Source organism: Desulfatitalea tepidiphila, assembly GCF_001293685.1.
GTDB classification, from domain to species: Bacteria; Desulfobacterota; Desulfobacteria; order Desulfobacterales; family Desulfosarcinaceae; genus Desulfatitalea; species Desulfatitalea tepidiphila.
Genome location: NZ_BCAG01000004.1, coordinates 38,139 through 51,626, shown reverse-complemented (window position 1 = coordinate 51,626; position 13,488 = coordinate 38,139). Strand labels below are relative to the sequence as shown.

At 57.1% G+C, this 13,488-nt stretch carries 11 protein-coding genes; 10 read left to right on the top strand and 1 reads right to left on the bottom strand.

What is annotated here, in order from left to right:
• Positions 1-147: 147 nt before the first annotated feature.
• The 10 genes from surE (at position 148) to DFT_RS17350 (ending at position 11,974) form a co-directional block, all read left to right on the top strand.
• On the top strand, positions 148-909 hold the full coding sequence (surE, locus tag DFT_RS17395; RefSeq protein WP_054032547.1) for a 5'/3'-nucleotidase SurE: 762 nt from the start codon (positions 148-150) through the stop codon (positions 907-909).
• A gap of 17 nt (positions 910-926) precedes the next feature.
• Entirely contained in the window at positions 927-1,889 is a 963-nt protein-coding gene (locus DFT_RS17390; RefSeq protein ID WP_161807194.1) for a 3'-5' exoribonuclease YhaM family protein, read from the top strand.
• Positions 1,890-1,907: 18 nt separating this feature from the next.
• Positions 1,908-2,549 (top strand): dTMP kinase, encoded by a 642-nt coding sequence (tmk, locus tag DFT_RS17385; RefSeq protein ID WP_054032545.1) that lies wholly within the window; start codon positions 1,908-1,910, stop codon positions 2,547-2,549.
• Between the two features lie 61 nt (positions 2,550-2,610).
• Positions 2,611-4,893 carry a cysteine synthase gene (locus DFT_RS17380; protein WP_054032544.1) on the top strand — a complete coding sequence of 761 codons (2,283 nt, stop codon included), beginning with the start codon at positions 2,611-2,613 and terminating at the stop codon, positions 4,891-4,893.
• A 168-nt stretch (positions 4,894-5,061) separates the two neighbouring features.
• Positions 5,062-6,087 carry a hypothetical protein gene (locus DFT_RS17375; RefSeq protein WP_054032543.1) on the top strand — a complete coding sequence of 342 codons (1,026 nt, stop codon included), beginning with the start codon at positions 5,062-5,064 and terminating at the stop codon, positions 6,085-6,087.
• Between the two features lie 167 nt (positions 6,088-6,254).
• Positions 6,255-6,443: a ferredoxin gene (locus DFT_RS17370; RefSeq protein ID WP_054032542.1), complete on the top strand. Its 189-nt coding sequence runs from the start codon at positions 6,255-6,257 to the stop codon at positions 6,441-6,443.
• A 181-nt stretch (positions 6,444-6,624) separates the two neighbouring features.
• The gene (locus tag DFT_RS17365; protein ID WP_054032541.1) at positions 6,625-6,957 is read left to right on the top strand and encodes a hypothetical protein; all 333 of its coding nucleotides are present in this window, start codon (positions 6,625-6,627) and stop codon (positions 6,955-6,957) included.
• Between the two features lie 146 nt (positions 6,958-7,103).
• Positions 7,104-7,838: a lysophospholipid acyltransferase family protein gene (locus tag DFT_RS17360; protein WP_161807193.1), complete on the top strand. Its 735-nt coding sequence runs from the start codon at positions 7,104-7,106 to the stop codon at positions 7,836-7,838.
• Positions 7,831-9,480, top strand: a complete 1,650-nt coding sequence (locus DFT_RS17355; RefSeq protein WP_054032539.1) for a ribonuclease J — start codon at positions 7,831-7,833, stop codon at positions 9,478-9,480. Before DFT_RS17360 ends, DFT_RS17355 begins: the two co-directional genes overlap by 8 nt.
• 319 nt (positions 9,481-9,799) lie before the next feature.
• Positions 9,800-11,974: a DNA translocase FtsK gene (locus DFT_RS17350; protein WP_054032538.1), complete on the top strand. Its 2,175-nt coding sequence runs from the start codon at positions 9,800-9,802 to the stop codon at positions 11,972-11,974.
• 24 nt (positions 11,975-11,998) lie between these two features.
• Here the strand turns inward: DFT_RS17350 and DFT_RS17345 are convergent, their stop codons facing one another.
• On the bottom strand, positions 11,999-13,366 hold the full coding sequence (locus DFT_RS17345; protein ID WP_054032537.1) for a two-component system sensor histidine kinase NtrB: 1,368 nt from the start codon (positions 13,364-13,366) through the stop codon (positions 11,999-12,001).
• Between the last annotated feature and the right edge of the window lie 122 nt (positions 13,367-13,488).

The window sequence follows — 13,488 nt, the reverse complement described above, 5'->3', positions numbered from 1 at the left end:
ATCCATGCGGTGAGTATGAAGAAAGCGCCGATTCTATCCATCGGGAACGGTTGAAATCTCCTTGCCTGCGATTAAATTTTTCAATATAGAGCGAGAAATATTGAAAAATCAATATTTACGTAACGATGGTGGCGGAAATTGAACCCTATGATGATCTTACTCACCAATGACGACGGCATTCAGGCGCCGGGGTTGTGGGCGCTTTATCGCCTCCTGTCGCCCGAGCATCGCGTGGTGGTGGTGGCGCCGGAGCGCGAAAGGAGTGCCGTCAGTCATGGCATTACCCTGCACAAACCCTTGCGGGCCAGCAAGATTGCGGTCAACGGCGGTTACGAAGGGTGGGCCATCAACGGTACCCCCGTGGATTGCATCAAGCTGTCCATGGTCGAACTGCTCGAAACCCCCCCCGACCTGGTGATCTCGGGGATCAATCCAGGGGCCAACGTGGGCGTCAATCTCAACTATTCGGGTACCGTGGCAGCCGCCAGGGAAGCGGCACTTTACGGGGTGACGGCCATTGCCATATCGACCCAGGGCAAGCAACATCCGCTGTACGAGGAGGCCGCCCGTTTCGTCGCCCGATTGATTCCTCAGCTGCAGGACAAAGGGCTGCCGGGCGGTGTTTTTCTGAATGTGAACATGCCCAACGTGACGCTGGACCAGGCGGCCGGCGTCTGTTTCAGCCGTCAGGGATGTGACCTGTATGACGAATATTTCGAAAAGCGGCACGATCCCCGCAACCGTCTCTATTATTGGCAGGGATACGAAGGACAGCCCGCCTACACCCATCAGGATGCGGACGGCGCCATGCTGGAAAAGGGATACATCACCATCACCCCGGTGCGCTGCGACATGACCGATTACGATCTCCTGGAAAAGTTGCGGGGATGGCAGGTGGATGGAGGATAACCTTTCAGGGGATGGCCATGACAGCTAAACAGATTTATGTGACCGATATCGTTGCCGGCGAGACCTTCGAGGAGATTTTTGTGCTGGCCGAAAAGAGTATGGCGCATAAACGGGACGGCAATCCCTTTTTGAACATCACCCTCGCCGATCGCAGCGGCCAGATCCGGGGCGTGGTATGGGACGATGTGGCCACGGCCGCTTCAGCGGCAACGGCCGGGGACTATGTTCTCGTCAAGGCGTCGGCCAGCGAGTACCGCGGCACCCTGCAGCTGGTGGTGAAATCCATGGCCCCCGTGCCCCCCGAAACAGTGTCTCCGGCCGATTTTCTGCCGGCGACCAAACGGGACGTGGCCCAGATGGCGGCCCGGCTCAAGGCCCTGACCGATACGATTCGTTCTCCTGAACTCAAGGCCTTGATGGACGCTTTCTGGAACGATGCCGAGTTTGTCGAGCTGTTCAAACGCGCGCCGGCGGCCAAGCTGATGCATCATGCCTATATCGGTGGGTTGCTCGAACACACCCTCTCCATGTCCCTGTTGGCCGACAAGGTGGCCGGCCATTACAGCGGCGTGGATCGGGATTTGCTGCTGGTCGGCGCCATCCTGCACGATATCGGCAAGGTCCGGGAACTTTCGTTCAGCCATCGTATCGATTACACCGACGAGGGGCGTCTGCTCAGCCACATTGTCATCGGTGTGCAGATGGTGGCCGAAAAAATAGCATCCATTCCCAACTTCCCTGACGGGCTGGCCACCATGGTCCAGCATCTGATCGTCAGCCATCACGGGGCGCGAGAATTCGGCTCGCCCGAACCCCCCAAGACCATCGAGGCCGTGTTGCTCAACTACGTCGACGAAATCGATTCGCGGGTCAATGCGATACGCGAATTCATGGCCGCCGAAGCACCGGGAGAGAACTGGACCGCCTATCACCGGTTATTGGAACGGCATTTTTACATTGGGGAAAATTCGAAATCTTAGGGTGGGGTCAAGGGATTTATGTTCATTACCCTCGAAGGGATCGAAGGTTCGGGCAAGAGCACGCAACTCGAAAACATCGTTGCATTTTTAAGGACCAGGGGCTATGAGTGCGTCACCTCCCGGGAGCCGGGAGGCACCCCTGTCGGCGCTCAGATCCGCAAGGTGTTGCTCGATCCGTCCAATGCCGGCCTGGACGCCACGGCGGAGTTGCTGCTTTACAACGCCGATCGGGTGCAACACATTCGCAGCGTGATCCAGCCCCATCTGGCGGCCGGCCGGGTAGTGGTCTGCGACCGGTTTTTCGATGCCACGATGGTCTACCAGGGGTATGCGAGAGGTGTAGACAAGGCGATGATTCGAGCCCTGCACCGACTGGTGTGTGATGATCTGCAGCCCGATCTGACCCTCTTGTTCGATCTCGATCCCCATATCGGGCTCGGCCGCGCCTGGCGCGAGATCGACAGCGGCGGGCGCACCCAGGGGGAAAGTCGTTTCGAGCAGGAAAAGCTGGCCTTTCACCAGGCCGTCCGCGACGGGTACCTCGATATGGCCCGGCTTGAGCCCCATCGGTTTCGGATCATCCCGGCCGATCAAGATCCGCAAGCGGTTGCGCGCTGCGTCGAAGCGCAATTGGCACCTGTTTTTCCGGAAAGACCCTGATGCCCTGGATCCATCAGACCGTTCGATACGCCGCGGGAAGCGCAAGAGTACCTTGGACACCATGAAATCTTCAACTATCCTCGATTTGATCGGCAACACCCCTCTGGTCGAGATCCGACGGATCAACCCCAATCCCCAGGTCCCGATCTTGGCCAAGCTGGAATATCTGAATCCGGGCGGTTCCATCAAGGATCGGGCCGCGATGTTCATGATCGAAGCGGCCGAACGTTCCGGCGAGCTGACCCCCAAAAAGACCGTCGTGGAGGCGACCAGCGGTAACACCGGTATCGGTCTGGCCCTGGTGTGCGCCATCAAAGGATACCGCCTGCTGCTCACCATGTCGGAAAATGCCAGCGTGGAGCGCCAGAAGATCCTTCGCGCACGGGGCGCGGAGATTCGCCTGACGCCTGGCCATCTCGGCACGGACGGCGCCATCGAGGAGGCCTACCGGCTGGCCCGCGAATTCCCGGATCAATACTACATCACCGATCAATACAACAACGAGGCCAACTGGCAGGCCCATTACCACGGCACGGCCAATGAAATCTGGGAACAGACCGGCGGCCGGGTCACCGCCATCGTGGCCACCCTGGGCACCTCGGGCACCTTGATGGGACTGTCGCGGCGATTGAAAGAGTTGAACCCGGACATTCGCATCGTCGGCGTGGAGCCCTATCTCGGCCATAAAATTCAGGGTCTCAAGAATTTAAAAGAGTCGTACCAGCCTGAAATTTTTGAAAAGGAGCGCCTGGACGTCAAGGTCAACATCGAGGATGAGGAGGCCTTTGAAATGGCCCGCCGCCTGGCCCGCGAGGAGGGATTGTTCGTGGGCATGAGCAGTGGTGCGGCCATGGCCGTGGCAGTGCGCCAGGCCGCCGAGATGACGTCGGGCATGATCGTCGTGATCCTGCCCGACAGCGGGGAGCGCTATCTCTCCACTTCTCTTTTTACCGAACGTGAGAAGGTCGGTCTGAATCTGTTCAATACCCGCACGCGCACCAAGGAAATCTTCGCCCCCCAGCGCCTGGACCGGGTGACGATCTACACCACCGGTCCCACGGCCCACGCGCCGACCCAGGTGGCCGATGCCCGCCGGTTCGTCTTTGCCGATCTGGTCGATCGCTATCTGGCCTATCGCGGTTATTCGGTCTTGCATGTCACCAATATCACGGATCTGGACGAGAAGACGTTTCATGGGGCGGCCGATGCCGGTATGTCGCTCGCCGATTTCGCCGATGGGAATATCGCCGCTTTCGAGCAGGACAGGGATGCTCTGGGCATCCGCAAGGTCGAACACTACCCGCGATCCAGCGATCATACCGACGACATGGTCCAGGTGGTGCAGCAACTGGTGAACAAGGGGTTCGCTTACGAGAAGCTGCGGTCGCTCTATTTCGATATTTCCCGCTTCGAGGACTATGGCCAGCTTTCCGGCATCGACCTGAACAAGATCCGGCTGGGGGCCACCGTCGATCTGGAAGATTACGAAAAAGACAACCCCCGGGATTTCACCCTGCTCAAGCGGGTTCGCCTGTCGGAGTTGAAAAAGGGACTTTACACCAAGACGCCGTGGGGCAATGTGCAGCCTTCGTGGCCGCTGCAATGTGCGACCCTGGCCATGAAATACCTGGGGGAAACCTGCGATATCCATATCGCCGGACGCGAGCTGCTTTTCCCCTTGCACGAAAACGAGATCGCCATCGCCGGCGCCCTCAACAAAAAGCCTCTGGCCCGCTTCTGGCTGCATTGCGACCGGGTGTTGGTCGACGGCAAAAAGGTCGATGAAAAAGGGGGGGGGGTGACGGTCCGTGATCTGTTGTCACAGGGTTGGACGGGCCGGGAAATCCGCTTCTGGCTCCTGTCGACCCATTACCACAAACCGGTCGTTTTTTCCCAGGAGCGGTTACACTATACCCACCGGGCGTTGCAACGCCTGGACGGCTGCCTGACCGCCCTGCAGCAGATCGAACGCGGCGAGACCTTCAAGGAGCTAGATCAGTTGCTGTATGATCTGAAAAGCGGATTCAACACCGCCATGGACGACGACCTGAACATTTCGGCGGCCCTGGCCGCGATTTTCAAGGTGGTCAAACAGCTCAATCGCCTTGCGGCCGCGCGCTCCATCGACCCGGAACAGGTGCCGGCGGTGGTTTCCGCCTTTCGGAGCATCGATGCCGTGTTAGGCGTTTTCTGCTTTGAGCAGGCTTGCGAAGACCCCCGTATCCAAGGGTTGCTCGACCAACGGGCGACCGCGCGGAAAGCGCGGGACTGGCCGCTGGCCGATCGGCTTCGGCAGGAGCTGGAGGCGTTGGGGGTGACCATAAGAGACGAAAAGTTATCATAGTGCCCATCCACAAATGGCCAATTGGCCCGATATCGGCGTTGCACGAAAAATTTAATCCTCGGAATATCCGTCATATGCCTGCGGTTAAATTTTTCGTGCGCCTTGATCTCGACCCAATTTGCCTATTTGTGGACGGACAATAGCTTCATTAAATTGATGAGATTTGACATGATGTTTTATTTTCCGTTTACCTTTTTGCCCGAGAATTTGATCAAACCGTTGACCGCAATCCTGGGCTCGGTCAACCTTCTGGCACCGCTTCCCAAACAGATGTCGCCAGCCGTGAGCGAGCAGGTGGCGGCAGGAAAAGTGCAATTGCGCACGCCGGACGGTGTCGATGCGGCCCGCATCGAGCAGGCCTTGAAGCAGTTTACGGCATGGGCGGCGCTGCAGGGCGGCAAGCCCGGGGACCTTAAGCGTTTTTTCCAATCCGCACAAGGATTGGGTTCGTGGCACCAAGGGCCGCCGACGGCCGAAATACGTACCCAAGTGCGCCGCGGTGCCGACACTTCCCCATCTTCTTCTCCATTCGATACCTTTTTCAGTGCCGGCGTTTTTCTGGCGCTGGCCCACGATTACGATGAGCAGCAGGAAGCCCTTGTTCGGGATCTGGGGTCGGTGCACACCCTCGAGAGGCGCTTCGGGGAGATCCTGGGTGGGGCGAGCGACAGCGACACCGCTCTGGGCCCGCACTTGAACTTCGCCGCGGCAGACCATGACATGGACCCCGGCGCCTTCATGACGGCTCAGCGGATGCAGGCCTGGGCGGAACTGGCCCTCGCCTGCGGTGTGCCGACCACGCTTCTGGTCACCACCAGTCGGGCCGTGTGGGAGCTGTTTCGTGACGATTTTCCGGAATCGACTCATCTATTTGAAGCGACACTGGATTTGACAGCAAGTTCCGATGCAGGCGGGCCGACTTCTTCCGAGGCATGGCGCAGCGCTTTCAGCGCCCTTGCCCGGGCCGACGATCCATATGGGGTATCTTTAGATCACCTCGCTGCGGCGCAGAAGGATCAGGAGGACGGTGCGAGGTTCGATCTGTGTGTCCTGGCGGGGGTACCGCCCCATGACATGTTGGCGCGTTATACCCACCGGGCCGGCGTATCGCCTGAGGAGCCGACCGATCGCCAGATCAGAAATACTTTGGTAGCCCATCTGGATGTCCCCAGGTTGTCGTTGGGAAATGTTTAAGGGTATGAATTTAAAATAAAATATTATTATAGCGGATAGCATCCAAAAAACGCGTGAACAATGCTTGACTGGTCCCATTAATTGGTATAAGCGGTTTTGTCGGTGTTGCTTGAAAGGTTGATTTGTTCAACTCAGAGCCAATTCTATATGAAAGGAGAGGTATCAAAATGGCTTTCAATCCCGTTGTGGACGAAGAAAAATGCGTAGGTTGCGAAGAGTGCGTGGATGTTTGCCCGGTGGAAGTTTTCGAGATGGTCGATGGTAAATCCAAACCGGTAAACGCCGAGGAGTGTCTTGGCTGTGAAAGTTGCGTCGAAGTTTGCGAAGCAGGCGCGATCACCGTCGAAGAGATCTAATCGGTACATTCATACTTTGCCCCGGCGCCTTCAAACAGGGGCCCGGGGCAATCGTATTTCAGCCCCTGCCTCACCAATTTTTCAACCCCACCCTCATTCAGCGCCAACCTATTGTTGTTGTTTGTCTTTTGACTTCATATCGGTTGCCTATTGTCCTGATTTATGCTAGTGAGAACATGCTATGAAACAATACGTGATAGACGAACTTCGTCCTGAGGACTACGATCGGCTCAAACGCTATCTCGACGACCATTATGCGGTATCGGGTGTTGATGGCCTCTACTGGGTCATGCTGAGCGACGAACTGCTGGATGAACGGCAAAAAGCCCACACAGCGTGCCATCCCCACTATTTCGCGCTCGAACTGTTGCCCGATCGGTTGTCCTGCGAGCTGTTGGTTCGCACGCGGGAGCGAATCCGATGCGACTGCATCCAGTATGCCACCGAGGCGCAACGCAATTGGCTCATTCAATTCATCGACGCGGTTTTGGAAAAGTTGGCCATCATGGTTTAGCTGGGCTATGAATGGGATACTGACCGTGGTCCACGGTTCGATCCCGCCGTGCATCGCCGTATCAACTCCAGCCGCCCCTGTTTTGAACGAAAAGATCGAAGACAAATGCAATGACAGATAAGAGCAAACCCAGCATAGGCGGTCGCGTGATCGCTTTTTTCCACACCCTGGCTATTTATGTGTGGGTCATCATTGCCACGCTGATCGTCGGCTTGACCGTCATTCTCGTCTCCTTCATACCCAACAGCGAGAATTTCATTCATAAGCTTGCCCGGGCATGGGGCCGATCGATCGTATGGGTCAGCCGCATCAAGGTTCAGGTCTTCGGAAGCGCCCATCTTCCCTCAAAAGGGGCGGTCATCTACATGTCCAATCATCAAAGTAACTTCGATATTCCGGTGTTTTACAGTGCACTGCCGGTTCAGTTCCGCTGGCTGGCCAAGGCCGAGTTGTTCAAGATTCCCATTTTCGGACGGGCCATGAGCGGTGCCGGCTATATCAGTATCGACCGCTCCGATCCAAGATCCGCCTTGCGTAGCCTGAAGAATGCGGCGGCCAAGATCCGCAACGGCACTTCTGTTTTGATTTTTCCCGAAGGCACCCGCAGCAGGGAGGGCAACCTGTTGCCTTTCAAAACGGGCGGCTTCACCCTGGCTATCGACGCCGGGGTGCCGATCATTCCTCTGGCGATTCAGGGGACCCGGCAGGTCATGGCAAAGGGTGACAAACTCATCCATTTCGGTAAAGTCCGCATCAGGTTGATGCCGCCGGTGGAAACCGCCGGCCACACCCGCAAAAACAAGAAGGCGCTCATGGATCAGGTGTACGCTTCCATCACAGCGGCCATGGATGCCGATCACGGCGAGAGGGTGCATGATTAAACTTGTTCCTCTAGGAGGCCTGGGTGAGATCGGTCTCAACATGATGGCCGTAGAGTGCCAGGGCACGATGTTCGTCATCGACGTGGGGTTGATGTTCCCCGAAGATTACATGTTGGGGGTCGATTACGTGATTCCCGACATGAGCTATGTCAAACAGAACGTAAAAAAGATGGCGGGAGTGGTGCTGACCCACGCCCACGAAGACCACATCGGTGCCTTGCCCTATCTGCTCAAGGATATGAGCACAAGGGTGTTCGGCACGCCGTTTACGCTGGGGCTGGCACGCCATAAGCTGGAAGAGCATGACCTGTTGTCCCATGCCGAACTGCATGTCATCCATCCCCGCGAAACCCTTAAGATCGGTCCGTTTGCCTTGGAGTTTATCCGTGTCAACCACAGCGTCGTGGATGGCGTCGGGATCGCCATTCGAACGCCCTATGGCACGATCGTTCACACCGGGGACTTTAAATTTAGCCACACCTGCGTCGACAATATGGAAACCGATGTGAGCAAGTTCGCCCGTTGCGGCGAAGAAGGGGTTCTGGCGCTGCTTTCCGATTCGACCAATGTGGAAAAGAGCGGCTACACGGTGTCGGATTGTGAAATCGGTGACTCCCTGGCCGGAATCTGTCAAAGATGCACCGGCCGGATCATCATCGCCCTCTTTGCTTCAAATATCGGACGTATTCAACAGATCGTGGAGATCGCCAGACAGAACAACCGGAAGATCCTGTTTAACGGCCGCAGCATCGAGGTGTCGGTCCATATCGCCCGCGAACTCGGATATCTGAACATTCCCAAGGGGATGGAGATCGACATCGATCAACTCAACCAATTCCCCGACGACGAGACGGTGGTCGTCACGACCGGAAGTCAGGGGGAGCCCATGTCCGCCCTGGCCCGCATGGCCGCGGGAAGCCATCGCCAAATCAGGATCAAACCCGACGACACGGTAATCCTCTCCTCCAAGTTCATTCCCGGCAACGAAAAGGCCATCACCAATATCATCAACGAACTCTTCCGCTGCGGGGCCAACGTCATCTATGAGAAGATCGCCCACGTGCATGTGTCCGGCCACGCGTTCCAGGAGGAGCTGAAAATGATGTTGCGCCTGACCCGCCCCCGATATTTTATTCCCATCCACGGGGAGTTTCGTCATCTGGTGCAGCATGCCCGCCTCGCCGAGGAGCAGGGCGTGGCCAGGGAGAATATCCTGTTGGCCCAAAACGGGCAGGCCATCATATTCGATGCCAGTGGAGGGAGGCTGGCGGACCAGGTGGTTACCGGGCGATTGCTGATCGACGGAAAAGGCATCGGCGATGTGGGGCGCAGTGTGCTCAAGGAGCGGCGCATGCTCTCCGAAGAGGGCATGGTGGTGGTCAATATGGCCTTTGACGAGGAGACCGGTGTCATTATTTATGGCCCGGATGTGGTCTCCAAAGGATTCGTTTTCGAAACCGAGACCGGTCACCTGCTCGACGATGCGCAATGCGTCATCCTGGAGATCGTCGAGGATGTGCCGCCGGAAGTGCCCAACCGGGTCGAGATCATCCGGAACAGGCTTCAGGCCGCCCTTCGCCAATATTTCTTTTTTACCATCGGAAGAAGGCCGGTGATTATGCCGTTTATTGTTCAAGTGTAAAATTTTAAGTGTAAAGTGTTAAGTTTTTACAGTCTGGTAAAAGGTCCGGGAATCGCTTTTTGCCGTCATCCCGGCGGAAGCTGGGATCCAGTATTTTCAATATGTTCTGGATGCCGGCGTTCGCCGGCATGACGCCTCTAGGACTTTTTACGGTTTTACCAAGTGTTGGTATGCTGTCGATGATAAAGGTTCGGTCTCGTTTTCCGAGGTATCAGGCCGCCCAAAAACCAGGCCGTCCAAAAACCGATAGACAGAATACCTTCACTTCAAACTTTAAACTTTACACTTTAAACTTCTTCTCAAGTCTTATGGATTGCGTATGAGAAAGGAAATCATCGGCATCCTGCTGTTCTTTCTGGTGGTCTTCAGTCTGATCAGCCTGCTTTCCTACCACCACGAAGACCCGTCCATTCATAACACGGGCGGCAATGCGGTGGTGCATAACCTGTTCGGTACGTTGGGGGCCCATGTTGCCGGCCTGCTGGTCGGTCTGTTCGGATTGGGGGCCTTCTGGGTACCGGTGTTGCTGCTGCTGGCCAGCATCCATTTCTTCAGCGCCCAATCTCGCAAAACGGTCGTGCATATTGTGGTCGGCGGGGTGTTGCTCCTGCTGACCACCGGATGCCTGCTGGCGTTCAAACAGAACGCGTATGAACTTTTCGACCGCCACTTTTCGGCCGGTGGCATCATCGGCCTGCCGTTGAAGGATTTTCTCGTTCACTACGCCAATCTGACCGGCGGCCTGATCATCATCGGCATCGCCTGGCTGATCGGTTTCATTTTAACAACTGGATTTTCGGTGGTGGCGTTTTACCATCGCATCTGTTCCGCGATGGCTCGGCTGTCCGGCCGCATCAAGGATCTGCGCGTCAAACGGCAGGAACGGCGAACCAAGGCCAAGAAGCGGGACCGGGTGCTCAAGGCCAAGGCCGATACAACAGTGTCGGACATCGAAATCAAGGCGCCCGTAATACCCAAGCCGGTCAAGAGAGTCGAGCCACCCAAGCAGAAGATGTTCGATTTCATGCAGGAAGAGGGGGAGTTTCAACTGCCGCCCATCTCTTTGCTGGATGATCCCGAAGATCGGCCGCACTCCGTCAACAGCGATAACCTGCGCATGCAGTCCAAGCTGCTGGAGAAGAAACTGGAAGATTTCGGGGTCCACGGCCAGGTGGTGGCCGTAACGCCCGGGCCGGTGATCACCACGTTCGAGTATGCCCCGGCGCCAGGGGTCAAGATCAACAAGATCGTGAACCTTTCCGATGACCTTGCGTTGGCCTTGCGGGCGATCAGCGTGCGGATCGTGGCACCCATCCCAGGTAAGGCGGCCATCGGCATCGAGGTGCCCAACACCGACCGTGAGACCGTGCGTTTCAAGGAGATCGTGGCTTCCGAAGCCTTCGAGAAGTCCAAATCCAAGCTGACGCTCTGTCTGGGCAAGGACATCGTCGGCCATCCCGTGGCCGCCGCAATGGACAAGATGCCCCATCTGTTGATTGCAGGCGCCACCGGGGCCGGCAAGAGCGTCGCCCTCAACACCATGATCTGCAGCTTCCTCTATAAGGCCAGGCCCGACGAGGTCAAACTGATCATGGTCGACCCCAAGCGCATCGAGCTTTCGGCCTACGACGGCATCCCGCATCTCATCGTACCGGTGGTCACGGATGCCAAGAAGGCCACCAACGCGCTGTTCTGGGCGGTCAAGGAGATGGAGCGGCGTTACGAGCTGCTTTCCGAGAAAAAGGCACGCCATATCAGCCAGTACAATCAGAAAATCGAGAAGCCGGGGGCCGGCAAAAAGGGCGACAAGGTCGAAGCGGGAGCAGAGGCGCAGACACAGCCGCTGCCTTACATCGTGATCATCATCGACGAGTTGGCCGACCTGATGATGGTGGCCTCCCGGGATGTGGAGGTGGCCCTGACCCGCCTGGCCCAGATGGCCCGGGCCGCCGGTATTCACCTGATACTGGCCACACAACGGCCGTCGGTGGATGTGCTCACCGGTATCATCAAGGCCAACTTCCCCACCCGGTTGACCTTTCAGGTCTCGTCCAAGACCGATTCGCGCACCATCATCGATGCGAATGGCGCGGAAAACCTGCTCGGCATGGGCGACATGCTGTTTTTGCCGCCCGGCACGGGACGCCTCCAGCGAATTCACGGCGCCTACATCTCCGAGGCCGAGCTGGGCCGCATCATCGAGCATGTCAAAAAGCAGCAGGCGCCCGATTACGACCACGCCATCGTGGAGACCCCGAGGGAAGAAAAAGCAGACGGCGAGGATCAGGAGTATGACGAACGCTATGACGAAGCGTTGGCCCTGGTGACCCGCACCGGCCAGGCCAGCATTTCCATGATCCAGCGCCATCTGCGTATCGGCTACAACCGTGCCGCCCGTATCGTGGAAACCATGGAACGCGAGGGTGTGGTGGGGCCGTCCGACGGGGTCAAGCAGCGAGAGGTGCTGGTTCGAAATCTCGATGACCTGCCTTGACGGCCATCGGGATGGCCGACTGAATCAGATTCCCTTCGATTGCCGTTCTTGATGGTCAGCGAGCAGATCCTCCGGCAGATAGATATGCACCCGGGTGCCCTGGCCCGGCGCAGAATCGACGGTGATCGATCCGTCGTGATTTTGAACAATGCCGTAAGCGGCGGCCATCCCCAGTCCCCGCCCGAAGAACTTGGTCGTGAAAAAGGGTTCAAAAATGCGTTGGCGGGTTTGTTCATTCATTCCCGTGCCATTGTCCTGGATGTCAAGATGCGCGTAGCGGCCAGATGGCAATGCAGGCGATGTCGCTGGGTCGGTGAGCGGAATGCAGTGATTGCAGGTGTGAATCGTCAATTCCCCGTTTGCGTTCATGGACTCCAAGGCATTGGACAACACCGCTTCGATGACGATGCCGATCTGGGTGACGTCGCCCCTGGTCATAACTATATCCTGCGCCAGGTTTAGATGCACCTTTAAGGACGGTTCGACTTGGATGCGATCGGAGTCGAGCACCTCGCGAACCAGCTCGTTGATGGAGAAGGTTCTTGGCAGGTATTTCCCGCCCCGGGCATAAGCCAGCAGCTGTTCGGTCAGCGTGCGCATCCGATCGGCCGATCGGCGCATGGATTCGGTAAACTTGACGGTTCTATCGGCATGGGGCTCCATTTCAATCAGATTCACATTGCCATAGATGGCCGAAAGCGCATTGTTGAACTGGTGGGCGATGCCGCCCGCCAGGGTGGCGATCGCCTGCATTTGCCTGGCTTGGCGTTGCCGCTCCTCGGACCGCTTGTAATTCGCCTGGGCAGTCAACAGGTCGTTTTGAACGCGAATACGAAATTTTTCGCCGATCAGGGAGACGGCGGTGATCGTCACCAGGGAGAACAGCGCATTGAGACGGAACATTTGGACCGCCGACGGGTCCCAGGGCGGCAAATCCATACCCATAAAGGCGATGACCCCCACCACGGTGAAGGCCATGGCCGAATAGATGCCGATACGTTTGCCGAAAAACAGGGTGACAGCCACCGGATAGCTGAACATCCAAGGCATGAAAATGTAGATGTCCTCGCTGAGGATGCCGGCCCAGAGGCCGATGGCCAAGAGCGCGAAACCGGCACCGCCGGTGCTGCGTTTCAGGATGACCAATTTGTCCAGATCTTGAATTTTGCGCCCGATGATCAAGGATGCGGTGACATTGATGAACAAGAGCGAAAAAACAGTGGCCTGGAAGAGGTTCTGGCGGCAGCCGTAAAAGATCGCAAAAGAGACAAAGATGATCGCGCCCAGAGATCCGACCCAGCGGTTCATCTTCTGGTGGTAGGCGATTTCGGTGAGACGCGCTTCGTCAACGTTTCGGGCGCCTTCTTTTTGTTTACCGGGTGGTCTGTCCATCTCTTTCTACTTTTGGGCGGTATCTCGCCCTCTTCCCACTTTGATCCCCCTCGTCTTGCAAACCACGAGAAAATATGCAAAAACCGAACCGGTTTCGAACAAATCCTGTTTTCAGATGAAAG

What these genes read in the sequence shown, in the direction of transcription:
- DFT_RS17355 (WP_054032539.1), top strand. Translation starts at nt 7,831, where the DNA reads ATGATTAAACTTGTTCCTCTAGGAGGCCTGGGTGAGATCGGTCTCAAC.
- DFT_RS17370 (WP_054032542.1), top strand. Translation starts at nt 6,255, where the DNA reads ATGGCTTTCAATCCCGTTGTGGACGAAGAAAAATGCGTAGGTTGCGAA.
- tmk (WP_054032545.1), top strand. Translation starts at nt 1,908, where the DNA reads ATGTTCATTACCCTCGAAGGGATCGAAGGTTCGGGCAAGAGCACGCAA.
- DFT_RS17365 (WP_054032541.1), top strand. Translation starts at nt 6,625, where the DNA reads ATGAAACAATACGTGATAGACGAACTTCGTCCTGAGGACTACGATCGG.
- DFT_RS17380 (WP_054032544.1), top strand. Translation starts at nt 2,611, where the DNA reads ATGAAATCTTCAACTATCCTCGATTTGATCGGCAACACCCCTCTGGTC.
- DFT_RS17350 (WP_054032538.1), top strand. Translation starts at nt 9,800, where the DNA reads ATGAGAAAGGAAATCATCGGCATCCTGCTGTTCTTTCTGGTGGTCTTC.
- surE (WP_054032547.1), top strand. Translation starts at nt 148, where the DNA reads ATGATGATCTTACTCACCAATGACGACGGCATTCAGGCGCCGGGGTTG.
- DFT_RS17390 (WP_161807194.1), top strand. Translation starts at nt 927, where the DNA reads ATGACAGCTAAACAGATTTATGTGACCGATATCGTTGCCGGCGAGACC.
- DFT_RS17375 (WP_054032543.1), top strand. Translation starts at nt 5,062, where the DNA reads ATGATGTTTTATTTTCCGTTTACCTTTTTGCCCGAGAATTTGATCAAA.
- DFT_RS17345 (WP_054032537.1), bottom strand. Translation starts at nt 13,366, where the DNA reads ATGGACAGACCACCCGGTAAACAAAAAGAAGGCGCCCGAAACGTTGAC.